Source organism: Methylobacterium sp. WCS2018Hpa-22, from assembly GCF_031843785.1.
In the GTDB taxonomy this organism is placed as follows: Bacteria; Pseudomonadota; Alphaproteobacteria; order Rhizobiales; family Beijerinckiaceae; genus Methylobacterium.
This window is the reverse complement of record NZ_JAVTJA010000001.1, coordinates 76,218-100,048: the sequence shown is the minus strand read 5'-3', so window position 1 is coordinate 100,048 and position 23,831 is coordinate 76,218. Positions and strand designations below refer to the sequence as shown.

Genomic DNA, 23,831 nt, shown 5'->3' with positions numbered 1-23,831 from the left:
GGCCGATGCATAACGGGACCTACGCCGAGCGCCGCTCGCAGCTGACCACCTATTTCGACCGCACGGCGGTGGAGGCCTGGGCGCGCCTCACCACCGACGCCCCGGTCTCGAAGATCCGCGCCACGGTGCGGGCCGGCCGCGACGCCATGCGGGCGAACGTCCTCTCCTGGCTGCCCGAAGATCTCACCGGCCGGCGCATTCTCGATGCCGGCTGCGGGACGGGAGCCCTCAGTGTCGAGGCCGCCCGCCGCGGGGCGGAGGTGGTCGCCATCGACGTCTCGCCGACGCTGGTGGGCCTCGCCCGCGAGCGCAGCGCCGAGCTGCTCGGCGGCCACCATATCGACTTCCGCGTCGGCGACATGCTCGATCCCTGGCTCGGGCGCTTCGACCACGTGGTCGCCATGGATTCGCTCATCCATTACAGCGCCGGCGACATCGTCCGGGCGCTCGCCGAATTCGGCCTGAGGACCGACGGATCGCTGCTCTTCACCGTGGCCCCGCGCACGGCGCTCCTCGCCCTGATGCACGCCGCCGGCCGGCTCTTCCCGCGCGGCGACCGGGCGCCCGCCATCGTGCCGATCACCGAAGGCGGCCTGCGCCGCCGGATCGGCGGGGAGGCCGCACTCGCCGGGTTCGCTGTGGGGCGGACACAGCGGGTCAATAGCGGGTTCTACCTGTCGAACGCCGTGGAGTTGGCGCGGGTCTCGGCGAGTTTTCCGTCCTCCAAGCCACGACCTGATCCTGAGGTCCCGCAGTGGAGTGGAGGCCTCGAAGGAGCCCTCCAGAACCCGCCGAGCAATCTGGATGCTTCCTTCGAGGCCGCTGCGCGGCACCTCAGGATGAGGGGGCCGGGTCGGATGGATGCGGAGACGCGCCCATGAAACCCGCCGACCTCACCGCCCGCCTGCTCACGCGCCTCGGCCCCGGCCTGATGCCGTTCCTGCCCTTCGCCGACGCGGCGACGCCGGAACTGCCGCTGGGGCGGCTGCTGCGGCTGTCGCTGTTCCAGGTGACGGTGGGGATGGCCGCCGTGCTCCTCATCGGCACGCTGAACCGGGTGATGATCGTCGAACTCGAAGTCCCGGCCTGGATCGTGGCGGTGATGCTGTCGCTGCCGCTGGTCTTCGCCCCCTTGCGGGCCCTGGTGGGGTTCCGCTCGGACACCCACCGCTCGGTCCTCGGCTGGCGCCGCGTCCCCTACATCTGGTTCGGCACCCTGCTGCAGTTCGGCGGTCTCGCCATCATGCCGTTCGCGCTGCTGATCCTGTCCGGCGACACCACCGGCCCGGCCTGGCCGGGCCATGTGGCGGCGGCGCTCGCCTTCGTCATGGTGGGGGCCGGCCTCCACACCACCCAGACCGTCGGCCTCGCGCTCGCCACCGATCTCGCCCCCGCCCATGCGCGGCCGAGGGTCGTGGCCCTGCTCTGCGCGATGCTGCTGGCCGGCATGGTGGTGAGCGCGGTCGCCTTCGGGCTGCTGCTGGCGAACTTTTCCGCGATCCGCCTGATCCAGGTGATCCAGGGCGCGGCCCTGGTGACGATCCTCCTCAACGGCATCGCCCTGTGGAAGCAGGAGGCGCGACAGCCCGGACGCACGGCGACGGACCTGCCGCGCCCGAGCTTCTCGCAATCCTGGTCGGCCTATGCCGGCAGCGGCTTGGCGCGACGGCGTCTCGTCGCCACCGGGCTCGGCACGGCGGCCTTCTCGATGCAGGACATCCTGCTCGAACCCTATGGCGGGCAGATCCTGCATCTGCCGGTGGCCGCCACCACGGCGCTCACCGCGATGCTCGCGGCCGGAGGCGGGGTCGGCCTATTGCTCGCGGCGCGTTGGCTCGGCCGGGGCGGCGATCCGTTCCGGGTCGCGGCGGCCGGCAGCGTCGTCGGCATCGTCGCCTTCTCGGCGGTGATCTTCGCCGCGCCCCTCGCCTCGGCCCAGCTCTTCACCACCGGCGTCACGCTCATCGGCCTCGGCGGCGGTCTGTTCGCGCACGGAACCCTCACCGCCTCCATGGCTAAGGCGGGGCCGGAGGAGACCGGGCTCGCGCTGGGCGCCTGGGGCGCCGTCCAGGCCAGTGCGGCCGGAATCGCCATCGCGGCGAGCGGCATCCTGCGCGATGTCGGCTCCAGCCTTTCGGCCTCAGGGGCGCTGGGCGAGGCGATGAGCGACCCGTCGGTGGGCTACCTCATCGTCTACCACATCGAGATCGCACTGCTCTTCGCGACGCTGCTGGCCATCGGGCCCCTCGTCCGCGATCCGACCGCCCGCCTCAGGCAGGGGCGCGCCCTCCTGCCGACCCCCGTTTCCCGTCAAGGAGCCTGACCATGCAACGAGGTGAAATCACGGGTTACATCGACGTCGCCCAGGTCGTGCTCTACGCATTCTGGATCTTCTTCGCCGGCCTCGTCTTCTATCTTCGGCGGGAAGACCGGCGCGAAGGCTATCCGCTGGAGAACGAAGTGGCCGGACGCCTGAAGCGGCCCGACCCGATCCTGATCCCGAGCCCGAAGCAGTTCCTGCTCTCGAACGGCCTGGTGAAGACCGCGCCGCAGACCGACATGCAGCCCGCCCGGAACTACAGCGGCCACAAGCGCGAGATCTGGCCCGGAGCCCCGATGGAACCGGATGGCGACGGGCTTCACGACCAGATCGGCCCCGGCTCCTATGTCGACCGCGACGACCATCACGACCGGACCTGGGACGACGAGAAGCGCATCGTCCCCTTACGCGTCGCCGAGCATTTCGTGGTGCACGAGGATGGTCCCAACCCGATCGGCATGACCGTGTTCGGGGCCGACCGGAAGGTGGCGGGTATCGTCAGCGACCTCTGGATCGATCGCGGAGAGTCGATGGTCCGCTATGTCGAGGTCGAGCTCGCCGGGGGCGGGCGCCGGGTGCTGATGCCCAACACCTTCTGCCGGACGGGCCGGTTCACTCGCACCGTGAAGACCGAGGCGCTACTGGCCCATCAGTTCGCGGACATCCCCGGCCAGAAGGACCCGGATTCGGTGACCCTCTACGAAGAGGAGCGGATCATGGCCTATTTCGGTGCCGGCACCCTCTACGCTACGGCGGACCGCCAGGAGCCGTTCCTGTGAGCCGCGCCGCGAGACACCGCCCCGGCGTTCCCGCCAACGCCTTCGACGCTCCGCCCGGCTTGCCAGCACCGCTGCCGCCCGGTGAGCATATCCTCTGGCAGGGCCGCCCCTGCGGCTTCGGCATCGCCGCCCGGGCCCTGCATATCCGCCTCGTCGGCCTCTGGTTCGTCGGACTGGCCCTCTGGGCGGCGATCCCGCCCCTCGCCGAGGGCAACCTCACCCAGGCCGCGCTGGTGGCCGGGCCGACCCTCGCCGTCGGCAGCGGCGCGCTGGCCCTGCTCGCCCTGCTCGGCTGGCTCTCCGCCCGCTCGACCACCTACACGATCACCAATCGCCGGGTGGTGATGCGGCTCGGTATCGCCCTGCCGATGACCCTCAACCTGCCTTTTACCCTGATCGAGGGCGCCGGCTGCAAAGTTTTTACAGATGGTAGTGGTGATCTGCCTTTACGGCTCCGGGCCGGCAACCGCGTCGCCTACCTTCATCTCTGGCCTCATGCCCGGCCATGGGCCCTTTCACGACCTGAACCGATGATGCGATCGGTGCCGGAGGCAAAGCAGGCAGCTGAAATCCTCGCCCAGGCCCTGTCAACTGCACTTGACACAACAGAGGAAACTGCGGCTCCTATCGTGGTCGCGCGGAAACGGCAGGTACGTCCTCCGCGCCTCGCCAACGCGAGTTGAATGCAGGGAGGAGACGCGATGACGGCGAAGGCTGATGCCGCCCGGATTCCGCGACCGCTGGTCATTGGATCGCTCGGGCTGATGGGGTTCGTCATCGTCGTGACGGGCATTGGCCGGAGCGAGGGGATCGGCCTCTCGCACATGCCGCCGACCAGAGCTGTCCGAACCGTCGATCTGAGGCCGGAAGACCGCTCCGACGGTGCCATCGTCATTAGGGATGCAGAGAACCGGGCCGTCATCGCCACCGTCGAACCCGGAGAGGACAATTTCGTCCGTGCCACCCTTCGGGGCTTCGGTCAGGCGAGGCTCCGCGCCGGCCTCACCCGAGACCAGCCCTTCCGCCTGACGCGCTTCGCCGATGGCGGTCTCGAACTCTCCGACCCGTCCACCGGACGCGTGGTCAATCTCGGCGCCTTCGGCCCGTCGAACTTCGCGGCCTTCATCAGGCTCCTCGCAGATACGAGACTCGCCGACAGCGGAGCGGTGCGATGAGTGCGTGGTTCGGACAGCGGATCGTCGAGGTGCCCTGCACCGTCGAGATCGAGCAGACCCCCGAGACCCTCCACGCCCACGTGACCCTGGACGCCACGTTCGAGATCGAACCGGGAGACGAGGTTCAGGTCCACGACGCACCCACCTCCGTTCCCTATGGCGAGCGCCTCGTTGTCCGCCGCACCGCCACGATCACCCGCGCCGGCATCCTGGAGCGGCTCTGGACCAAATTCGCCGGCCATTTCGAGCTCACCGAACTCTACGAAGTCAGCTTCTCAGAGAGGAGGCGCCTGTGAACGTCTCGATCCAGCACCAAGGCCCGAAGGGCGTCACGCCCAAGCTGCCCATGAACGAGGGCACCAAGGCCGCCCAGGAGACGACCTTCCTTTCACCCCGCTTCTACACCACCGATTTCGAGGAACTCGACCGCACCGATGTCGAGCCCGTGCGCAAGCAATGGGACATCCTGATCGCGGAGCTCCGCGCCGACCCGAACAAGCGCCATTTCACCCGCAACGAGGAGTTCGACCTCGACATGTCCGGCCTTGACTCGGACCTGCGCAAGGAATTCATGGATTTCCTCGTCTCCTCGATCACCGCCGAGTTCTCCGGCTGCGTGCTCTATGCGGAGATGAGGAAGCGCGCCAAGAACCCAGACATCCGCGAACTGTTCGGCTTCATGAGCCGGGACGAGGCCCGCCACGCCGGCTTCATCAACGACGTGCTCAAGGATTTCGGCATCGGCGTCGATCTGGGATTTCTGACCAAATCGAAGAAATACACGTTCTTCCGGCCGAAGTTCATCTTCTACGCCACCTATCTCTCCGAGAAGATCGGCTACGCTCGCTACATCACCATCTTCCGCGAACTGGAACGCAACCCGGAAAGACGTTTCCACCCGATCTTCAAATGGTTCGAGAAGTGGTGCAACGACGAGTTCCGTCACGGCGAGGCCTTCGCCCTGCTCATGCGCGCCAACCCGAAGCTGACTACCGGCATCAATCGCTACTGGATCAAGTTCTTCCTGCTCGCCGTCTTCGCCACCATGTATGTGCGCGACCATTGCCGGCCGCATTTCCACAAGGCGCTCGGGGTCGATCCGACCGATTACGACTTCAAGGTGTTCCGGATCACCTCCGACATCTCGAAACAGACCTTCCCGCTCACACTCGACCTCGACAATCCGAAGTTCAAGGCGGCCCTCGACCGGCTCCTCGTCTGTTCGACCAGGCTCGCCGACGCCAAGGCGCAGGGCGGGATCGTGGGGAGGCTCAAACAGGGTGCCTGGATCGCGGCCTCGGCGGTCAACTTCGTCCGGCTCTATGCCCTGCCGACCATCGACAACCCGATGCCGGCCGAGATCCGACTCGAGCCGGTCTGGTAGCGTGGGTGCCTATGCGGTCCCCGCGCTCTACGCGATCGTGGTCTGGTGGTTCTCCACCGGACTGATCCTGCTTCTCGACCTCAAACCCCGGCACACCCATGCCTGGAGCATGGCGGGAGCGACCCTGGTGCTGGCCGGCGCCGTCTGGGCCATCGCCCGAAGCGCCGGCGACACGAGCGAGGCGGGAGCCTATATCGCTTTCACCGGAGCGCTGCTGGTCTGGGGCTGGCAGGAGATGAGCTATTACATGGGCTTCGTGTCCGGCCCGCGTGCCGTCGGATGCGCACCGGGCACGCGAGGCCTGGCCCGTTTCCGGGCAGCGGTGGCCACCAGCCTATGGCACGAGGCGGCGATCGTCGCCGGGGGAGCGGCCATCCTCGCCCTCACCTGGGGCGAGCCAAACCGTTTCGCCCTGTGGACCTATCTCACCCTCTGGGGGATGAACCTCTCGGCCAGGCTCAACATGTTCCTGGGCGTGCGCAACCTCAATGCCGAGTTTCTCCCCGAGCATCTCAGCTACCTCTCGTGCTTCCTCACCAGGAAGCCGATGAACATGCTGTTCCCGGTCTCGGTCGCCGTCGGGATAGCGCTGACGGTGACGATCGGGCTGGCCGCCATCGACGAGCCGGCACTGCCACACGATGTCGTGGGCCTGACGATTCTGACCACCATGCTGGCGCTCGCCACCCTGGAACACGGGTTCCTGATGCTGCCGCTGCCCTCCGCCGCCCTTTGGAGCTGGAGCCTGCCCTCGGGCAAGACGCCGTCCCTGCGCGCCGAACCAGCGCCGGTGCATCCCCGCGACCGTGCCTGATCCCTGCGATCCGCCTTCCCTGATCCAAGCTGTGACCGCGCGCTTCCATATCGGACGGGTCGGCGGAAACACGCCGCGCCGATCTACTGGGTAATTTATTGTCGTCCAAAAGCGTCAAGTTTAGTTGACACACTCATGCACTCGGTGGTCAAAAAAGCTGCCGGGACAAGGCAAGGCGTCGCTCGTTCAGACAGGTCGCCGCTCGTTGGGGAAAGGGACGCCATGAACTACGAGACATTCTTCGGGAACGAGTTGGCCGGTCTCCACCGCGAGGGCCGCTACCGCGTCTTCACCGATCTCGAGCGCCAGAACGGCCGCTTCCCCCACGCCACTCATCACAGCCCCGGCGGCGAGCGCCCGGTGACGGTCTGGTGCTCCAACGACTATCTTGGGATGGGCCAGAACCCTGTCGTGCTCGACGCCATGCACGAGGCCCTCGACCGCTGCGGCGCCGGGGCCGGCGGCACCCGCAACATTTCCGGCACCAACCATTACCACGTGCTTCTGGAGCAGGAGCTCGCCGACCTCCACCGCAAGGAGGCGGCCCTGCTCTTCACCTCCGGCTACGTCTCGAACTGGGCGGCGCTGGGCACGCTGGCCGGCAAGCTGCCGGGCTGCGTCGTGCTGTCGGATGCCGAGAACCATGCCTCGATGATCGAAGGCATCAAGGCCTCCCGCGCCGAGCGGCACATCTTCCGCCACAACGACCCGGAGGATCTCGACCGCAAGCTGCGGATGATCGACCCGGCGCGGCCCAAGCTCGTGGCCTTCGAGTCGGTCTATTCCATGGACGGCGACATCGCGCCCATCGCCGAGATCTGCGACGTCGCCGAAGCCCACGGCGCGCTCACCTATCTGGACGAGGTCCACGCGGTCGGCCTCTACGGCCCGCGCGGCGGCGGCATCTCCGAGCGGGAGGGCCTCGCCCACCGCCTCGACGTCATCGAGGGGACGCTCGGCAAGGCCTTCGCGGTGCATGGCGGCTACATCACCGGCTCGGCCAAGCTCTGCGACTTCGTCCGCAGCTTCGCCTCGGGCTTCATCTTCACCACCTCACTGCCCCCGGCGGTGGCCGCTGGCGCGGCGGCGAGCATCCGCCATCTCAAGGCCAGCGGCAGCGAGCGCGAGCGCCACCAGGAACGCGTCGCCAGGGTCCGGGCCCGGCTCGACGCCGCCGGCATCCCCTACCTCCCCAACGACAGCCACATCGTGCCGGTGATGGTCGGCGACCCCGTCCTGTGCAAGGCGATCAGCGACACGCTGCTCGACGAGTTCGGCATCTACGTCCAGCCAATCAACTACCCCACCGTACCGCGCGGGACCGAGCGCCTGCGCATCACCCCGTCGCCACTGCATTCGGACGCCGATATCGACCATCTGGTGGGAGCGCTGGCGGCGATCTGGACGCGGATGGGCGTGGAGCAGGCGGCGGCGGAGTAGCATTCCCCTCTCCCCGCCGGGCGGGGAGAGGACCTCGTCCTCCCCCGTCGGGAGGCGAGGTGAGCCCGGCAGGGCGAAGGTGAGGGGGTCCCTCCGGACGGGGCTCCTTCGACAGCGCCCCCTCACCCTTGGCTGCCGCCTCGTTTCGGACCCGACAAGGGGTCCGAAACCCTCTCCCCGCAGGCGGGGAGAGGGGACCATCCAGAGCTTGAATCGGGTCACCGGGAGACTGTCGATGATCGTCAACGGAACGGCCCGAACCGCATCCCTCCCGTCAAACGCCCACCCTCGCCCCGAGAAACTGGAGCGCGACGCGAGCCAGGGTATCCTCCGGAAGCCCCGAAACGACCCGGCGCCCTCCTTCACGGCCCCGCCCGTCACCTTCCCCTTCTCCGCCATCGTCGGCCAGGACGAGATGCGGCGAGCCCTGATGATCGCGGCGGTGGACCCTTCCGTGGGCGGTGTCCTCGTCTTCGGCGACCGGGGCACCGGCAAGTCCACCGCGATCCGGGGCCTCGCCGCCCTGCTGCCGCCGATGAAGGCCGTGATCGGCTGCCCCTATTCCTGCGACCCCGCCAAACCCGCCGGCGAGTGCCCGCATTGTTCCGGCCGCGCCGACGCGAGGCGAAGCCACCTCGCACCGGTGCCGGTGGTGGACCTGCCGCTGGGTGCCACCGAGGACCGGGTGGTGGGCGCCCTCGACCTCGAACGCGCCCTGACGCGGGGCGAGAAGGCGTTCGAGCCGGGGCTGCTGGCCCGCGCCAATCGCGGCTTCCTCTACATCGACGAGGTCAACCTCCTCGACGATCACCTCGTCGATCTCCTCCTCGACGTGGCGGCCTCCGGGATCAACACCGTGGAGCGCGAGGGGTTGAGCATCCGGCATCCGGCGAAATTCGTTCTGGTGGGCAGCGGCAACCCGGAGGAGGGCGAGTTGCGGCCCCAGCTCCTCGACCGGTTCGGCCTCGCCGTGGAGGTGACGACGCCGACGGACCTGCCCACCCGCATCGACGTGGTGCGCCGGCGCGACGCCTATGAGCGCGACCCTGCGGGGTTCTGCGCCAGCTATGCCAAGGCCGACCGGGCGCTGCAGAAGCGCCTCACCGCCGCCAGGGCGCGCCTTCCCGGGCTCGACGTTCCCGACGCGACCCTGGAGGCCGCGGCCCGGCTCTGCCTCGCCCTGGGCACCGACGGCCTGCGCGGCGAGCTGACTTTGATGCGCACCGCCCGGGCGCTGGCCGCCTATGAGGGGGCCGAGACCGTGGGAATCGACCATCTCCGGCAGGTCGCCCCATCGGCCCTACGCCACCGCCTGCGCCGCAACCCGCTCGACGAATCCGGCTCCACCGCCCGCGTCGCGAGGGCGGTGGAGGAGGTGCTGGGCTCGTGAGCGAGAGCTCGGCGATCTGGGCCGACGCCCTGCGTGTCGCCCGGCTAGTGGCCGCCGACCCGCATGGCTGCGGCGGCGTGGTTTTGCGCGCCGGGGCCGGCCCGGTGCGCGACCGCTGGCTCGACATCGTTCGCGAAAACCTCAATCCCGTCAAGCCGTTACGGCGGATGCCGGCGGGGATCGCCGAGGATCGGCTGATCGGCGGCCTCGACCTCGCGGCGACGCTCTCTGTTGGGCGGCCGGTGGGCCAGGCCGGGCTGCTGGCCGAGGCCGATGGGGGACTTCTCGTCGCCGCGATGGCGGAGCGGATGGGGCAGGGCACCGCCGCGCATCTCGCCGCCGCCCTCGATACCGGGCGTCTGAGGGTGGAGCGGGACGGGCTGGCGGAGACCCGGCCGGCGCGGTTCGGGCTCGTCCTCCTCGACGAGGGGATCGGCGAGGACGAGGCCGCCCCGGCCTCCCTGACCGATCGGCTGGCCTTCCATATCGACCTCACGACCGTGCCGCCGAGCGCCATGCGACCGGTGCTTCGACCGCCATGCGACGGCCTTTCGCCGGAATCCGAAATGCCGCCGCATGGCGGTGCGCGGAGCGGCCACGATCCCGTCGCGGAGCTGAGCGAGGTCGCGGCCCGGCTCGGCATCGCCTCGTTGCGCGCGCCGCTCCTCGCCCTCCGGGTCGCCCGCCTCCTCGCCCGGCTCGACGGGCGGGCCGAGACCGCCGAGGCGGATGCGCGGGAGGCCGCGCGCCTCGTCCTCGGCCACCGCGCCACCCGCCTCCCGGAACAGGAGTCGGCCCCCGAGGAAGAGGAGCGGGAGGAGGGCGAGCCGTCGCCCTCCGAACAGCGGGAGCCCGGCCCCGACCCGGAGGAGGGCACCGCGTCCACCCCCGACGACCGCATCGTCGAGGCCGCCCGCGCGGCGATTCCCGCCGGGCTCCTGGCGATGCTGCTGCGGGACGGCCCGCGCCTGCGGATGCCGAGGGCCGGCAAGGCCGGGGCGAAGGCCGTCTCCGCCCGCTCGGGCCGCCCCATGGGCGCGCGGCCGGGCGATCCGCGAAGGGCCCGGCTCGATCTCATCGCGACCCTGCGCGCCGCTTCCCCCTGGCAGGGCCTCCGCCGTCGGGCGGAGGGGGGCGGCACCTGTCTCATGATCCGCCCCGACGACATCCGAATCACCCGGTTCCGGCAGCGGACCGAGACCACCACGATCTTCACCGTGGACGCCTCCGGCTCCTCCGCCCTGGAGCGGCTGGCCGAAGCGAAGGGCGCCGTCGAGCTCCTCCTCGCCGAGGCCTATACGCGGCGGGACAAGGTCGCCCTGGTGGCGTTCCGGGGGGCCGGCGCGGAGCTAGTCCTCGCGCCGACGCGCTCCCTGGTGCGGGCGCGGCGCGGGCTCGCCGCCCTGCCCGGAGGCGGCGGGACGCCGCTCGCCGCCGGCATCGACGCCGCCGGAAAGGTGGCCCTCGGGGTCAGGCGCGGCGGCGGGACGCCGGTCGTGGTGATGCTCACCGATGGACGGGCCAACGTCGCCCGGTCGGGGATCGCCGGGCGGGAGCGCGCGGGCGAGGATTCGCTCACGGCCGCCCGCCTCTTCCGCGAGGCGGATGTCCGCGCCATCCTGATCGACACGGCCCAAAGGCCGCAGGATTCGGCGCGCCGCCTCGCCGCCGCCATGGGGGCGCGCTATCTGCCCCTGCCCCATGCCGATGCGGGGGCGATGAGCGCCGCGATCCGGTCGGCGAGGGAATAAAGGGTTCCAGCATGCGCGCGCCCGCCGAACGACCCCGCTGGGAGAGCGAGGGCGCCGACTGGCCGCACCGCGAGGCGAGCCGCTTCGTCACAGCCTCCGGCCTCAACTGGCACATCCAGGATATGGGGGAGGAAGGAGCCCCGACCGTGCTGCTGCTCCACGGCACGGGGGCCGCCACCCATTCCTGGCGTGGGCTGATGCCCCTCCTGGCGACGCGGTTTCGGGTTCTCGCCCCGGACCTGCCGGGCCACGGCTTCACCGACCCGCTCCCCGCCGCGAGGCTCTCCCTGCCGGGGATGGCGAGCGCCCTGGGCGACCTCCTCGACAGCCTCGACCTCCGCCCGAATCTGGTCGTCGGCCATTCGGCGGGAGCGGCGCTCCTGGTCCGGCTCTGCCTCGACGGGCGGATCAAACCCGATCTCCTGGTGGCGCTCAACGGCGCGCTCACGCCGTTTCCCGGCCTCGCCTCGGTGCTGTTCCCCAGCATGGCGCGGCTGCTCTTCCTCAACCCGGTCACGCCCAAACTCTTCGCCTGGACCGCCGACCGCCCGGCGGTGGAGCGCCTGATTCGCGGCACCGGCTCGCGCCTCGACGCAAAGGGGCTCGATCTCTACCGCCGCCTGTTCCGCAAACCCGGCCACGTGGCCGGGGCGCTCGGCATGATGGCGAACTGGGACCTCGCCACCCTCGACCGCGCCATCCCCCGCCTCGCCACCCCGACGCTCCTCGTGGTCGGCAGCGAGGACAAGGCCATCTCCCCCGACACCGCCTTCGCCCTGAAGAAGCGCCTGCCCCACGCCCGCGTGGAGCTGCTGCGCGGCCTCGGCCACCTCGCGCATGAGGAAGCGCCGGGGAAGGTGGCGGAGGTGATTTTTGGGGCGATGGATTTGGCGGTGGGGGAGGGGGCCGGGGTTACCGCATCGCCGTGACGATGGGTTGGTGGTGTCTCATCGCGAAACTTAGCCATGAGGTCTGCATGGGGTGAACTTTTGCCATTCCGGTTATGGTTTATCGATCATAAAACACACGACGTGGATCCGAAATGACGCCCGTCAAGGCGTAATTTTTCTTGGTTGACTCTAGGAGAGATCAGTAGGCTGCCGGATCGCTACTATCGATCGGTTTGGCAAACTGCTTTAGCATCGCTTCACTCATCGGCAGCTTCATATTAATGCCGCGCGGCGGGATCGGCTGCATGAACCACGTGTTGTAAAGCGCTTTGCCTTCGGCGCTCATGTAGAGTGTGCGCGTGGCGTCATCGACAACTCGCTTGAAGTCCGGGTCATCTTTACGAAGGATGATGCCATAGGGCTCGGGCTTCGACAGTGTCTCCGAGGAAATCTCGTAGGCCTCGGGCGCCTTCGAGTTGGCGACGAACGAGGCAAGCAGCACGTCATCCATGACGAAGGCGGCGGCGCGGCCGGTTTCGACCATGAGGAACGCTTCGGCGTGGTCCTTTGCCGGCAGGATCGTCAGGCCGAGATTACGCTGATTGTTGGCGTCGATGATCTGCAGGATATTCGAGCTACCGGAGGTCGAGACGACGGTCTTGCCCTTCAAGTCTTCAACGATGTGCAGGTTTGCCGACTTCTTCGAGACGAAGCGGGTCGCGGTCAGGAAGTGAGAATTGGTGAACGCGACCTGCTTCTGGCGGTCGATATTATTCGTGGTCGAACCGCATTCCAGATCGAGGGTGCCGTTGGCGATGAGGGGAATACGCGTCGACGGTGTTTCCGGGATCAGGCGCACGTCGAGTTTATCGAGTTTGAGGGCGACCTTCACCGCATCGACAATCTTGTAGCAGATGTCCATCGTATAACCGACCGGCTTCTGGTTACCGTCCAGATAGGAAAACGGGACTGAGGAGTCTCGGAATCCAAGCGCAATCACGCCAGTCTCATGGATCTTCTTGAGTGTCCCCGTCAGTTCGGCGGCACTGGCTCCACCCGCAACAAGCATCGTGAAGGCTGCAAACACTGCTGAGTAACACCTGCGCATCATGATCATCCAATGTTAGACAGGTGTCAGCTTCACCTGGCAGGCAATAAGCGCTGGAGCGAACCGGATAAGTGACGTGCGGTCAGTGACTTTCCGTCGCGATGATCCAAACCGCGTCATGCTGATATCTAGACACTTAGTCCAACAACAGACATTTCAACAAGTCGAAAAAGCAGGCGTCCCTGCCGCTTTTCCAGGCGCAGTGCACGACGTCGACGTGGGGCCATTCGGTCAGGCGTTGCGCCGGATTGTCAGCATGGATGGGCGGCGAAATTAGATGGACATAAAATCCATTACTGGACATAATATCCAGACTATAGCGCCAGCAAGGACCCGGAATGTCGCCCGCCAGCTACATCGATCCCCGCAACGGGACACTCTATCCGCTCGACGTGCCCCGGTGGTGCTCGGACGATCGTACGCCGCTGCTGGTCACCCCAGGTCGCGGCATATCCCGGGACGACGTGGAAAGCCGGACGCGCTCGCTATGGCGCTATCGGGCATCCCTTCCGATCGCCATCGCCGATCCCATCACGATGGGTGAGGGATGCACACCGCTGATTGAGCGGCCATGGGGCGACCTGCGTCCACTGTTCAAGCTGGAATGGTTCAATCCGACCGGAAGCTTCAAGGACCGTGGCTCGTCGGTGATGCTGTCCTTCCTCCGGCAGATTGGCGTCCGTGCCGTTCTGGAGGACAGTTCGGGCAACGGCGGCTCCTCCATTGCCGGCTTCGGTGCCGCCGGGGGCATGGGCGTGAAAATCCTGGCACCCGCCTCCACCTCACCGGCCAAGATCGCCCAGGTGCGTGCCTACGGCGCCGAGGTGCAGCTGGTCGAGGGACCGCGCGAGGAATCCGAAGCGGAAGCCATCCGGCAATCGGATCAGACCTTCTACGCCAGCCACAACTGGCAGGCCTTCTTCCTCGAAGGGACCAAGTCGCTGGCCTATGAACTGTGGGAAGACCTTGGCTTCAAGGCCCCCGACAACGTCATCATCCCCGTCGGCGCGGGCAGCAGCCTTCTCGGCTGCGCCTTCGGCTTCCGCGAGCTGCTGAAGGCCGGGCAGATCGCCAAGCTGCCGCGCCTATTCGTAGCCCAGCCGCTGAACTGCTCGCCGATCGACGCTCGTTTCCAGGCCGGCGTCGATACATTTGTGCCGCGCGAGGTGCACAAGACCATCGCGGAAGGCACAGCGATCAAAAATCCGCTGCGCATGCGTCAAATCATCGAAGCCCTCAGCGAGAGCGGTGGCGGCACCATCGCGCTGACCGAGGACGAGATCGTCGCGGCGCTACGCGGGCTTGCCCGCCAAGGCTTGTTCGTCGAGCCGACCTGCGCCAGTGCGGCAGCCGCTCTGGACAAACTGTCCAACGCGGGCACCATCACGTCGCGTGAAACCACGGTGGTGATCGTCACCGGCACCGGCCTGAAAGCCGCCGCGACCGTCGCCGATCTCGTGCAATAGAGCAGGACGTATTGTGAATAGGAAACAGGCGGATTCGGCACGGTTAGCATCCGCGAACAAAGAGGTCTTGTTCGCTCAGCTACAGCAGATCGCACAGGGCCTCGGCGAGACCTTTGCGCCGTTCTGTGAGGTCGTCGTGCATGACCTGACCGATCCGAAGAATGCGATCGTCGCCATTCACAACAACCTCTCCGGCCGTGAGGTCGGACAGCCGGCGACGGAACTCGGGCTCGCCCGCATCGCCGACCCGGACTATCCGCAGATCATCGCGAACTACGCCAATGCCTTTGCGGACGGACGGCAGGCCAAGAGCACATCGGTGGGAATCAAGGACGCGAGCGGGGCCTATGTGGCAGCGCTCTGCCTGAACGTCGACCTGACGTTGTTCCAGAGCCTGCAAAGTGCCATCGGCCAGTTCACTCATGTCGATGCGCTGAACGGCCCCGGGGAAACCCTCAACCCCGCCAATGCGGACGCCATCCGGGCACGCATCGACCTGTTTGCGGCCCAGCACGCGACGACCCCTCGGGCCCTCAAAACGGAGCAGCGCCGCATGCTGCTGCGAGAACTGAAAGATACCGGCTGCATGCAGGTGCGCCGCTCCTCGGAGGTCATCGCGGCGCATCTCGGTGTCTCCCGCGCCACCGTCTACGCCGACACCAAGCCACTCACGGACGCAGCTAAGTGATGCCCAGCGACGCCGAACTCCTCATCCTGTCCGGCCCGCAGGTCGAGCCACTGCTGCGGCCCGCCGATGTTCTTGCCGCAGTTCGCGAAGCCTTCATCCTGCACAGCGAGCGAAAGGGCCGTGTCTTTCCGCTGGTCCGTGAGCGCCTCGACACGGGCGGCGTATTCGGCATCAAATCGGGCGATGTGCAGGCGCAGGCCTTACTCGGCTTCAAAGCCGCCGGATTCTGGCCGACGAACCGCTCGCTAGGCGGTGAGCCGCATCAGGCGACGGTGATGCTGTTCGATCCGGCCACAGGCCGGCCGACCTGCCTTATCGACGGCAACGCCATTACCACGACCCGAACGGGTGCGGCCGGTCTCCTAGGCTTACAGGAACTCGCTCGCCCCGGCAGCGCGAGCCTTTGCATCTTCGGGACCGGCGTTCAGGCACGTATTCAGCTGACGCTTGCCCTGGACCTTCTGCCGGCGACCCGCAAAGTTCGATATTTGACCTCGCGCGGCATGCCCGACGCAGGTTTTGAAGCGGTATTCTCCAAGCGGTGCGCGATACAGCATGTGATCGACGCCAATGCTGCCGTTGCGGACAGCGATATCATTATTACCGCGACACCGGGGCGATCTGTCCTGTTCGCTGCCGATGCTGTGCGGCCAGGCACGCATATCAATGCGGTTGGAACGGACACCGTTGGCAAACGCGAGTTGCCGGAAGAACTGCTGGATCGTGCACGGGTGTTCACGGACGATCGCGAGCAATGCCGGACCATCGGCGAAGGTCAATGGTATGACGGCCTCGATGTCACGGAGATCGGCGACCTTCTGACCGGTCGGGTACAGTTTGCCCGAAGGACCGAGGACATCACCGTGTTCGACATGACCGGTATAGCGCTGCAGGATCTGACGGTTGCCCGCATGCTGCAGCAAAGCGCATGGAAGGGCGGATATGGCACGCGCATGCCCTGGCCGTGGTGAGGCGCTGATCCGCTCGACGCGGGACCGCTAACGATACCGCCCCCCTCGCCACCGATCCCCTCCTGCTTGAGGAATACCGGCCGCCGAGCCGTATCCTCAAACAGCCCGCACCCCACGCAAAACACATCCGCTCCGGGGGCGGGCGGGGATGTAGGCGAGGTCGAGGGTGAGGTCCTGAGGGGGGAGCTCGTAGAGCATCGACGTCGCCAGGAGGTGGGCGGCGGTGACCAGCAGGGTCTGCGTCAGGCCCTCGCCGGGGCAGCGGTGTCCGTCCGTGGCCGAGCCGCCGCCATGGGAGATCAGGTCGAACGGATCGATGGTCTCGGTGCGAAACCGGTCCGGGTCGAAGCGCTCCGGTGCGTGCCAGCGGCCCGGATCGTGGTTGGTGCCATAGAGGTCCATGAGCGCCCAATCGCCGGTCTCGAACGCATGGCCCCGCCACTCGAACGGCTCGCGGACCCGCCCGCCGATGAAGGGGATGAAGGGATAGGCGCGGCGCACCTCCCAGGCGAAACGCTGGCGCGTGTCCTCGTCCGCCGCGCGGAGGGCCTCGGCCCAATGCGGGTTCTCGTGGAGCACCATGGCGGCGAACACGACGTAGCGCGCATTTGCCACCGTGGGGCGCAGCAGGTTGATGAGCTCCACGCCGGCCGTCTTTCCATCGAGGAGGCGGCCCTCGGCGTCGCGATGGGTGGCGACGGTCCGGGCGGGGCCGGGCGGCGCGTCGCTTCGGCCGCTGCGGATCTCCTCGATCCGTGCCCTCGCCCAGCGTTCGGTGCGGGCGCGGAGGAGATGCCCCCGCCAATTGCGCGGGCCGATGGCGCCGGTGCCGTCGACCATGGCGGCGAACTCGGCCGTCCGCGCATCGACCTCGTCCGGGGCCAGCGGAAGACCGACCCAGTCGCACACCGCCTGCGTGATGACGCGGTGCGCCTCGTCGAGGAGCACCACGCTCTCCCTCGCCGCCCAGCGCGGCACGGCCCGGCGCCAATGTTCGGCGAACAGGTCGGCGAAGCGCCGGAGGGCGTCCTCCCCCACCAGCGACAGGAACATCGCCTTGCGGTGGCGATGGGCCTCGCCGTCCATCACCATCACGCTGCCATGGTCCTGGATCAGCGCGAAGGTGGTGGGCGGCAGCGCGTGGCGGCGGGTGAAGCGGTAATGGTCGTAGAAGCGTGACGCCGCCTCCCGGCCGGACAGGCACACCACCGGACTGAGCATCAGCCGCGCCGCGAAAAGCTCCGATCCGTGGCGTCGGCAGCGGTTCGGGATGAAGGCATAGCCTTCCGAGAGCAGCGACAGGGTGCTGTCCGGCGCACGCTCCCGGGGAATCGCCGAGCGGTTTCGCCTGTGTCCGTTCATGGCCGACCTTTCTCGAAAACCTCGCGGAATGCCTCGTCCGAGCCGGGTCAACCTCCGCGAGGCCGCGCGGTTCACCCTCCGCCTTCAACCAAACGTAGAGCCCATTCAGGCTATAGCGACCCTTTCTCGAAACAAACACAGGCATAAGCCAGGTTAAAAACCTGGGTTAAACCGCATCCTATCCTTGTATAATGGCTTTTTAATCCTGCCTTTCTCGGAACCATGCTTTCGGTTGCTGGTTGATCGGGTCCACTCCCCAACGTAACGGAGGACAGCATGTCTCAATCCAACGACACGCAGGGCAAGTCGGAGCATCGCGGCGGTTCGGGCAACTTCGCCGAGGATCGTGAGCGCGCCTCGGAAGCCGGCTCGAAGGGCGGTCAGGCCAGCGGCGGCAACTTCGCCAACGACCCCCAGCGCGCCTCGGAAGCAGGCTCGAAGGGCGGCCAGCAGAGCGGCGGCAACTTCGCCAACGACCCTCAGCGCGCTTCGGAAGCGGGCAAGAAGGGCGGCGAAGCGAGCCACGGCGGTCGCGGCTAGGACGCACGCGACGCGTCGTGGGACCGGGGGGCGATGCCCCTCGGTCCCCGCGCGCGTGTCATCCGACAGTCGCCGGCACCTTTCCGTCGCGGGCGATCACGCTGCGCCGGTGAATCAGCGCTTGCGTCGGTGATTTTTCGGCTGATAGTGTCACCTTATGTTGACACTCAGCGATGTGCCGATGTCCTCGACCCGGCCGGCCAAACGCCCCCACGCGGTGGTGATCGGCAGCGGCTTCGGAGGGCTCGCCGCCGCCATCCGCCTCGGGGCGCGGGGCTACCGCGTCACGGTGCTGGAGCGGCTGGACCAGCCCGGCGGGCGGGCGCGGGTGCATCGCCAGGACGGCTTCACCTTCGATGCCGGGCCGACCATCGTCACCGCGCCTTTCCTGTTCGAGGAACTCTGGACCCTGTGCGGGCGGCGCATGGAGGACGATGTCGTCCTGGCGCCGATGCTGCCGTTCTACCGCATCCGCTTCGAGGACGGCGCGACCTTCGATTACAGCGGCGATCTCGACGCCATGCGCGCCGAGGTCGCGCGGTTCTCGCCCGGGGATGTGGCCGGCTACGAGCGCTTCATGGAGCGCTCGCGGGCGATCTGCGAGGTCGGGTTCGAGCGGCTCGGCCACGTGCCGTTCGGCTCGGTGGCCGACATGCTGCGGATCATGCCCGATCTGGTGCGTCTGGGCGGACACCGCAGCGTCTACGACGTGGTGGCGAGCCATATCCGCGACGAGCGCCTGCGGACGATCTTCAGCTTCCACCCGCTCCTCATCGGCGGCAGCCCGTTCCGGGCGAGCGCGATCTACTGCCTCATCGCCCATCTCGAACGGCGCTGGGGCGTGCATTTCGCGCTCGGCGGCACCGGCCGCCTGGTGGACGGGCTGGCCGGGCTGATCCGGGGGCAGGGCGGGGCGCTCCGCTTCGGCGCGGAGGTCTCGCGCATCCTCGTGGAGAACGGGGCCGCCACCGGCGTCGCCCTCACCTCGGGCGAGCGCATCGCCGCCGACATCGTCGTCTCCAACGCCGATTCCGCCTTCACCCACCGCACCCTCCTGCCCGAGGGCGTGAGGCGGCGCTGGACCGACCGCCGGCTCGACCGGTCGCACTCCTCCATGGGCCTGTTCGTCTGGTATTTCGGCACGAACCGGACCTTCCCGGACATCGCCCACCACACCATCCTGATGGGGCCGCGCTATCGCGGGCTCATCGACGACATCTTCCGGCGGAAGGTCCTATCGAAGGATTTCAGCCTCTACCTGCACCGCCCCACCGCCACCGATCCGCTGCTGGCGCCGCCCGGCTGCGATGCGTTCTACGTGCTCTCCCCGGTGCCCAACCTCGCCGGCGGCCAGGATTGGGCGGTGGAGGCGGAGCCCTATCGCCGCGCCATCGAGCAGCATCTCGACGCCACCGTGATGCCGGGCCTGTCGGAGAGCATCGTCACCTCTAAGGTGACGCATCCGGGGGATTTCGCGGCCGATTTCCTGAGCTTTCGCGGCTCGGGCTTCGGCCTCGAACCGGTACTGACGCAATCGGCCTGGTTCCGGCCCCACAACGCCTCCGAGGACGTGGCGCGGCTCTACCTCGTGGGAGCCGGCACCCATCCCGGCGCCGGCCTGCCCGGCGTCCTCTCCTCCGCCCGAATTCTCGATACCGTGGTGCCGGATGCGCGCGTCTTCGCCTGACCTTTCCCGGCTTGACTATTCCCGGCCGCCCCTCTGGGCGATCCCCCATGCGGATGCGGCCGACCATGCCGCGTGCCGGGCGGCGATCCGCACCGGGTCGCGCAGCTTCTTTGCCGCCTCCGCCCTGCTGCCGCCCTCTATCCGCCGGCCGGCCTACGGGCTCTACGCCTTCTGCCGCCTCTCCGACGACGCGGTGGACGACGTGGCCGCGAGCGGGCGCCGCCCCGCCGTGGCGCGGCTGCGGATGCGCCTCGACCGGGCCTGCGAGGGCCGCCCCTGCGACGCCCCGGCGGACCGGGCGCTGGCCGACATCGTCTCCGACCACGCCATTCCCCAGGCGCTGCCCGCCGCTTTGATCGAGGGCCTCGCCTGGGACGCGGACGGCCGCCGCTACGAGACGCTTGGCGACCTCACCGCCTATGCGGCGCGGGTCGCCGCCTCGGTGGGCGCGATGATGACCCTGGTCATGGGCGTGCGCGACCCCGACGTGCTGGCCCGCGCCTGCGACCTCGGCATCGCCATGCAATTCACCAATATCGCCCGCGATGTCGGCGAGGACGCGCGGGCCGGCCGGCTCTACCTGCCGCGATCCTGGCTGAGGGAGGCGGGGATCGACCCGGACGCGTTCCTGCGCGCGCCCAGTTTCACCCCCGCCCTCGGCGGCGTCGTGGCGCGCCTGCTGGCGGCGGCGGAGCGCCTCTACGCGCGCTCGGAATCCGGCATCGCCGGCCTGCCTCCCGCCTGCCGCCCGGCGATCCGCGCGGCGCGGCTGATCTATGCCGAGATCGGCCGCGAGGTGGAGCGGGCCGGCTACGATTCGGTCTCCCGCCGCGCCCGCGTGGACGGACGCCGGAAGCTCGCGCTCCTCGCCCGCGCCCTGGTCTCGACGGACGACAGGGCGGCCTTGCGCGAAACACCGCTGCCGGAAATCCTGTTCCTGATCGAGGCGGTGGCGGCGCTTCCGTCGATGGCCCCCCGGATTCCGCCCTGGTGGAACGTCCCGGCGCAGGTGGCGCAGGTGCTCGACCTCGTGGAGACCCTGCGCGAGCGTGAGGCGCTCGGCCGCGCGCCCGCCCCCTCGTGAGCGACCGGCTCTTCGCCGCCTTCGACATCGGCCTCGTCTTCGCCCTCGCGCTGGGGCTGGCCCTGTGGCAGCTCATCGTCGTCCGGCGCAGCATCCGCAAAGACCGGGACGACGCCGCCCGCCGCCCGCCGGACGATCCCGCCGGCTGACCGCGTTCCTCTCCCCTTTGGGGCTACCGGATTCACACATCCGCTCGACGGCCGTTCGCTCTCTCCAAGAGGTTTCGACTCGAGGCGCGACGGGCTCCCTCTCTTGGAAGGAGAGGGCTATCGCATATGCCAATTTGCTTGTCGGAAACCCGCTGGCACCACCCCGTCATCCCGGGTCCGCGTAGCGGAGCCCGGGATCCAGAAACACGAGTGGTGCAGGACTTTACACTGTCAGCGGCTCTAGATTGCACGCCTCTGGCGCGGCCCTCCGGGTCCGGGCTCGCCTGTGGCGACCCGGAATGACGGCGTGGTGTCATATGCGATCGCCTTGCCTTCCAGGAGAGGGCACCCGCGCTTGCGAGAGACCAAATCAATCGACCGCGTGGATCGTCCGGAGATGGCATGATCCGAGGCTTGAGCCTCACCCGAGCGCGGCGGCTATGCTGCTGGACAACGGCGTCGTCGGGCGGCCGATGAGCGTCGAGATCAGGCGCGACGGGCTCCCTCTCCTGGAAGGAGAGGGCTGGGGTGAGGTGTGGTCCCCCTCCGGAAAGCTCACACACCTCACCCTGTCCCTCTCCTTCCAGGAGAGGGGACCCGCGCCCGCCCGAGACCGCGTGGATCGTCCGGAGATGGTCTGATCCGATGCGCCAGCCTCACCCCAGCGCGGCGGCGATGCTGCTGGACAATGGCGTCGTCGGGCGGCCGATGAGCGTCGAGAGTTGGCGGCCCTCGTCGAACAGGGCGCCGTGCGCGGCATCCACATCCCACGCGGCGAGGGAATCGGCCAGGACGTCCGGAAGGCCGAAGCCCTTGAGCAGCGCCGCATAGTCCGACTGCGGCAGGTCCCGGTAGGGGATGTCGCGGCCCGTCTGGCGCGAGAGTTCGGCGGCGAGATCGGTCAGGGTATAGGCCTCGTCCCCTGCAAGCTCGTAGGTCCGCCCCTCATGGCCGTCGCCGGCCAGCACGAGGGCGGCGACCTCGGCGAAGTCGGCCCGAGCGGCCGAGGCGATCCGGCCGTCACCGGCGCTGCCGACGAAGGCGCCGCCGGCGAGCGCGCCGGGGATCGAGGCGGTGTAGTTCTCCGTGTACCAGCCGTTCCGCAGGATCGTCGCCGGCAGGCCGGATGCGGCGATGGCGGCCTCCGTGGCGCGGTGCTCCCCGGCGAGGCTGAGCGGCGAGGTGTCGGCATGCAGGAGGCTGGTATAGACGAGCCGGCCGATCCCGGCCGCTTTCGCCGCCGCGACGACGGTCTCGTGCTGGGCGACGCGCCGGCCGATTTCGCTCGATGAGATCAGCAGCAGGCGCTCGATGCCCCGGAAGGCCTCGGCCAGGGTCTCGGGCCGCGCATAATCGGCCACCCGCACTCCGACGCCCCGGTCTCGCAGGGCCTGGGCGGCCTCGCTCTCCAGGGATCGCACACCGGCGACGACGGCGCCGGCCGGCACCCGCTCCAGCAAAGCCGCGATGACGAGGCGCCCCAATTGACCGGAGGCGCCGGTGACGAAGAGCGTCGGATGAGGGGTGTCGGACATGGCGGTCTTACCCAGGGTTCACTTTCGGTACAAGGGAACTAAGTGAGACCGCATCGGCTGTGAAGGAGGCAGGATTTTGGGACAAGGTGACGCCGAGGGAACCGCCCCCGCACCGGCTCAGGCCGAATTGGCGCGGACCTTCGCGGGCTGGCGGACGAGGGCATTCGAGGCCTCCCGCTGTCCCGTCCGCAACGTGCTGGACCGGACCGGCGACAAATGGTCGATCCTGATCCTCACCGCGCTGGCCGGCGGCCCGCACCGGTTCAGCGCGATCCTCCGGCTGATCCCCGACCTCTCGAAACGCATGCTGACCCAGACCCTGCGCGACCTCGAACGCGACGGCTACATCACCCGCACGGTCTACCCGACCAAGCCGCCCAGCGTGGATTACCGCCTGACCGATCTCGGCTGCACGCTCATGGAGCCCCTAGCGGCCCTCGTCCGCTGGGCGGAGCGGAGCCATGCGGAGATCGAGGCGGCGCGGGTGCGGTTCGATGGGGGTTAGGTTGGGGGAGGGGTGAACCGGATGGTCTTGGCCTCGAAAGCGAGGCTGAGCTCGACGGCGAGTACTTCGGCGGCTCGGTTCACCCTGAGGACTGCAAAGAGAACATCCTCGAAGCCGAAAAAAGTTAGGAACGCCAAGCTGTCATTGTCTTACGCCAGAGCGCGGGCCGCACCCATTTCGCTCGCAGCTAAGAGCGTTACCCTGGCCGAACAGCATTCCGCCAAGGGTATCAGAATTTACAATCTTATTGAGCAACTCATCCAAAATTGTTTATAGCAATACAATGCCTTTAAGTGTTTAAATAATCCCGCATGATAGCTATCCGCATACTATCGCATGGCAAGCTACCGAATTGAATCGACAGACATCAAGCGATTGGATTGCAGCAATGAGCGCCAAGATGATTATAACGGCACTCGTATTTGGCCTAATTGTTGCCACGATGATAGTAGGGGCCTGTGCCATATCAAATGACGTGACGGAGCGTTTTATAAATATTGGCATTCTCTGTGCAGCTATCGCTTCAGGGGCAATAGTTGGAACAGCCCTCGCTCCGTTCGACAAAAGGGAAGAGGAAAAATTTGGAAACTACAGCAAGGCGATTGGATTATTTGCTAGCGGATACATTGCCTCAAAGGCAAACAAGATAATTGATAAGCTGTTTGATCCGGCAACTTACGTAGATATTAGTCAACTTACATCTTTTAGATTAATTGCTGCAATCGCAGTTGCCCTTGCGGCTTCGAAATTAACATTCGCATTCCGTAGTTATGGATATCGATCGCGCTAATGA

Annotated in this window: 23 protein-coding genes and 2 pseudogenes; 22 read left to right on the top strand and 3 right to left on the bottom strand. The window is 67.7% G+C overall.

Translation table 11 applies throughout. The features are described from left to right. Positions 1–5: 5 nt before the first annotated feature. The 12 genes from bchM (at position 6) to bchO (ending at position 11,982) form a co-directional block, all read left to right on the top strand. Entirely contained in the window at positions 6–881 is an 876-nt protein-coding gene (bchM, locus tag RQI43_RS00445; protein WP_311273851.1) for a magnesium protoporphyrin IX methyltransferase, read from the top strand. Further along, a complete protein-coding gene (locus RQI43_RS00440) occupies positions 878–2,323 on the top strand; it encodes a BCD family MFS transporter (RefSeq protein WP_056425273.1) in 1,446 nt (481 codons plus the stop codon). The genes bchM and RQI43_RS00440 overlap by 4 nt, the downstream gene beginning before the upstream one ends. 2 nt (positions 2,324–2,325) lie before the next feature. Further along, positions 2,326–3,099: a photosynthetic reaction center subunit H gene (puhA, locus tag RQI43_RS00435; RefSeq protein ID WP_056425276.1), complete on the top strand. Its 774-nt coding sequence runs from the start codon at positions 2,326–2,328 to the stop codon at positions 3,097–3,099. Next, positions 3,096–3,782: a photosynthetic complex putative assembly protein PuhB gene (puhB, locus tag RQI43_RS00430; protein ID WP_311273850.1), complete on the top strand. Its 687-nt coding sequence runs from the start codon at positions 3,096–3,098 to the stop codon at positions 3,780–3,782. Before puhA ends, puhB begins: the two co-directional genes overlap by 4 nt. A gap of 18 nt (positions 3,783–3,800) precedes the next feature. Then, positions 3,801–4,274: a photosynthetic complex assembly protein PuhC gene (gene puhC, locus RQI43_RS00425; RefSeq protein WP_311273849.1), complete on the top strand. Its 474-nt coding sequence runs from the start codon at positions 3,801–3,803 to the stop codon at positions 4,272–4,274. Next, positions 4,271–4,570: a hypothetical protein gene (locus RQI43_RS00420; protein ID WP_056425285.1), complete on the top strand. Its 300-nt coding sequence runs from the start codon at positions 4,271–4,273 to the stop codon at positions 4,568–4,570. Before puhC ends, RQI43_RS00420 begins: the two co-directional genes overlap by 4 nt. 50 nt (positions 4,571–4,620) lie before the next feature. Next, positions 4,621–5,658, top strand: coding sequence for a magnesium-protoporphyrin IX monomethyl ester (oxidative) cyclase (gene acsF, locus RQI43_RS00415; protein WP_311274092.1), 1,038 nt, complete (start codon positions 4,621–4,623; stop codon positions 5,656–5,658). A gap of 1 nt (position 5,659) precedes the next feature. Continuing rightward, positions 5,660–6,472, top strand: coding sequence for a putative photosynthetic complex assembly protein PuhE (puhE, locus tag RQI43_RS00410; protein ID WP_311273848.1), 813 nt, complete (start codon positions 5,660–5,662; stop codon positions 6,470–6,472). Positions 6,473–6,694: 222 nt separating this feature from the next. Further along, a complete protein-coding gene (hemA, locus tag RQI43_RS00405) occupies positions 6,695–7,912 on the top strand; it encodes a 5-aminolevulinate synthase (RefSeq protein WP_311273847.1) in 1,218 nt (405 codons plus the stop codon). Between the two features lie 415 nt (positions 7,913–8,327). Then, complete coding sequence (gene bchI / locus RQI43_RS00400) at positions 8,328–9,302, top strand: magnesium chelatase ATPase subunit I (RefSeq protein ID WP_405030538.1); 975 nt, start codon at positions 8,328–8,330, stop codon at positions 9,300–9,302. Continuing rightward, positions 9,299–11,053, top strand: coding sequence for a magnesium chelatase subunit D (locus RQI43_RS00395; RefSeq protein ID WP_311273846.1), 1,755 nt, complete (start codon positions 9,299–9,301; stop codon positions 11,051–11,053). The genes bchI and RQI43_RS00395 overlap by 4 nt, the downstream gene beginning before the upstream one ends. Positions 11,054–11,064: 11 nt before the next feature. Then, entirely contained in the window at positions 11,065–11,982 is a 918-nt protein-coding gene (bchO, locus tag RQI43_RS00390) for an alpha/beta fold hydrolase BchO (RefSeq protein ID WP_311273845.1), read from the top strand. A 160-nt stretch (positions 11,983–12,142) separates the two neighbouring features. On the opposite strand, the gene RQI43_RS00385 is transcribed toward bchO, so the two are convergent. Next, complete coding sequence (locus RQI43_RS00385; RefSeq protein WP_311274090.1) at positions 12,143–13,012, bottom strand: amino acid ABC transporter substrate-binding protein; 870 nt, start codon at positions 13,010–13,012, stop codon at positions 12,143–12,145. Positions 13,013–13,389: 377 nt separating this feature from the next. Here RQI43_RS00385 and RQI43_RS00380 point away from each other — a divergent pair, with 377 nt between their 5' ends. The 3 genes from RQI43_RS00380 to RQI43_RS00370 all read left to right on the top strand — a co-directional run bounded on the left by RQI43_RS00380 (position 13,390) and on the right by RQI43_RS00370 (position 16,176). After that, positions 13,390–14,517 (top strand): threonine synthase, encoded by a 1,128-nt coding sequence (locus RQI43_RS00380; protein WP_056425302.1) that lies wholly within the window; start codon positions 13,390–13,392, stop codon positions 14,515–14,517. 67 nt (positions 14,518–14,584) lie between these two features. Beyond that, entirely contained in the window at positions 14,585–15,205 is a 621-nt protein-coding gene (locus RQI43_RS00375) for a transcriptional regulator (protein ID WP_244477990.1), read from the top strand. Further along, positions 15,205–16,176 (top strand): ornithine cyclodeaminase family protein, encoded by a 972-nt coding sequence (locus tag RQI43_RS00370; RefSeq protein ID WP_311273844.1) that lies wholly within the window; start codon positions 15,205–15,207, stop codon positions 16,174–16,176. Before RQI43_RS00375 ends, RQI43_RS00370 begins: the two co-directional genes overlap by 1 nt. A 96-nt stretch (positions 16,177–16,272) precedes the next feature. On the opposite strand, the gene RQI43_RS00365 is transcribed toward RQI43_RS00370, so the two are convergent. Further along, the gene (locus RQI43_RS00365; RefSeq protein WP_311273843.1) at positions 16,273–17,538 is read right to left on the bottom strand and encodes a cytochrome P450; all 1,266 of its coding nucleotides are present in this window, start codon (positions 17,536–17,538) and stop codon (positions 16,273–16,275) included. A gap of 276 nt (positions 17,539–17,814) precedes the next feature. Here RQI43_RS00365 and RQI43_RS00360 point away from each other — a divergent pair. The 5 genes and pseudogenes from RQI43_RS00360 to RQI43_RS00345 form a co-directional block, all read left to right on the top strand. Beyond that, positions 17,815–18,003, top strand: a pseudogene (locus RQI43_RS00360) (general stress protein); the annotation flags it as partial. Then, a pseudogene (locus tag RQI43_RS24515) lies at positions 18,004–18,078 on the top strand (KGG domain-containing protein); the annotation flags it as partial. It abuts the pseudogene before it with no gap. 157 nt (positions 18,079–18,235) lie between these two features. Further along, a complete protein-coding gene (locus tag RQI43_RS00355) occupies positions 18,236–19,765 on the top strand; it encodes a phytoene desaturase (RefSeq protein WP_311273841.1) in 1,530 nt (509 codons plus the stop codon). Then, positions 19,746–20,849, top strand: a complete 1,104-nt coding sequence (locus tag RQI43_RS00350) for a phytoene/squalene synthase family protein (RefSeq protein ID WP_311273840.1) — start codon at positions 19,746–19,748, stop codon at positions 20,847–20,849. Before RQI43_RS00355 ends, RQI43_RS00350 begins: the two co-directional genes overlap by 20 nt. Then, the gene (locus tag RQI43_RS00345; RefSeq protein ID WP_311273839.1) at positions 20,846–20,998 is read left to right on the top strand and encodes a hypothetical protein; all 153 of its coding nucleotides are present in this window, start codon (positions 20,846–20,848) and stop codon (positions 20,996–20,998) included. Before RQI43_RS00350 ends, RQI43_RS00345 begins: the two co-directional genes overlap by 4 nt. Positions 20,999–21,654: 656 nt before the next feature. Here the strand turns inward: RQI43_RS00345 and RQI43_RS00340 are convergent. After that, entirely contained in the window at positions 21,655–22,533 is an 879-nt protein-coding gene (locus tag RQI43_RS00340) for an SDR family oxidoreductase (RefSeq protein ID WP_311273838.1), read from the bottom strand. A 76-nt stretch (positions 22,534–22,609) separates the two neighbouring features. Between RQI43_RS00340 and RQI43_RS00335 the strand changes: the two genes are divergently transcribed. Next, positions 22,610–23,038: a helix-turn-helix domain-containing protein gene (locus RQI43_RS00335; RefSeq protein WP_311273837.1), complete on the top strand. Its 429-nt coding sequence runs from the start codon at positions 22,610–22,612 to the stop codon at positions 23,036–23,038. A gap of 388 nt (positions 23,039–23,426) precedes the next feature. Beyond that, on the top strand, positions 23,427–23,828 hold the full coding sequence (locus RQI43_RS00330; RefSeq protein WP_311273836.1) for a hypothetical protein: 402 nt from the start codon (positions 23,427–23,429) through the stop codon (positions 23,826–23,828). Positions 23,829–23,831 lie beyond the last annotated feature (3 nt).

Coding starts and splice junctions, on each gene's coding strand:
- bchM (WP_311273851.1), top strand. CDS start 6: ATGCATAACGGGACCTACGCCGAGCGCCGCTCGCAGCTGACCACCTAT.
- RQI43_RS00440 (WP_056425273.1), top strand. CDS start 878: ATGAAACCCGCCGACCTCACCGCCCGCCTGCTCACGCGCCTCGGCCCC.
- puhA (WP_056425276.1), top strand. CDS start 2,326: ATGCAACGAGGTGAAATCACGGGTTACATCGACGTCGCCCAGGTCGTG.
- puhC (WP_311273849.1), top strand. CDS start 3,801: ATGACGGCGAAGGCTGATGCCGCCCGGATTCCGCGACCGCTGGTCATT.
- RQI43_RS00420 (WP_056425285.1), top strand. CDS start 4,271: ATGAGTGCGTGGTTCGGACAGCGGATCGTCGAGGTGCCCTGCACCGTC.
- acsF (WP_311274092.1), top strand. CDS start 4,621: ATGAACGAGGGCACCAAGGCCGCCCAGGAGACGACCTTCCTTTCACCC.
- hemA (WP_311273847.1), top strand. CDS start 6,695: ATGAACTACGAGACATTCTTCGGGAACGAGTTGGCCGGTCTCCACCGC.
- bchI (WP_405030538.1), top strand. CDS start 8,328: ATGCGGCGAGCCCTGATGATCGCGGCGGTGGACCCTTCCGTGGGCGGT.
- bchO (WP_311273845.1), top strand. CDS start 11,065: ATGCGCGCGCCCGCCGAACGACCCCGCTGGGAGAGCGAGGGCGCCGAC.
- RQI43_RS00385 (WP_311274090.1), bottom strand. CDS start 13,012: ATGCTTGTTGCGGGTGGAGCCAGTGCCGCCGAACTGACGGGGACACTC.
- RQI43_RS00380 (WP_056425302.1), top strand. CDS start 13,390: ATGTCGCCCGCCAGCTACATCGATCCCCGCAACGGGACACTCTATCCG.
- RQI43_RS00370 (WP_311273844.1), top strand. CDS start 15,205: ATGCCCAGCGACGCCGAACTCCTCATCCTGTCCGGCCCGCAGGTCGAG.
- RQI43_RS00365 (WP_311273843.1), bottom strand. CDS start 17,538: ATGAACGGACACAGGCGAAACCGCTCGGCGATTCCCCGGGAGCGTGCG.
- RQI43_RS00355 (WP_311273841.1), top strand. CDS start 18,236: ATGTTGACACTCAGCGATGTGCCGATGTCCTCGACCCGGCCGGCCAAA.
- RQI43_RS00350 (WP_311273840.1), top strand. CDS start 19,746: ATGCGCGCGTCTTCGCCTGACCTTTCCCGGCTTGACTATTCCCGGCCG.
- RQI43_RS00340 (WP_311273838.1), bottom strand. CDS start 22,533: ATGTCCGACACCCCTCATCCGACGCTCTTCGTCACCGGCGCCTCCGGT.
- RQI43_RS00330 (WP_311273836.1), top strand. CDS start 23,427: ATGAGCGCCAAGATGATTATAACGGCACTCGTATTTGGCCTAATTGTT.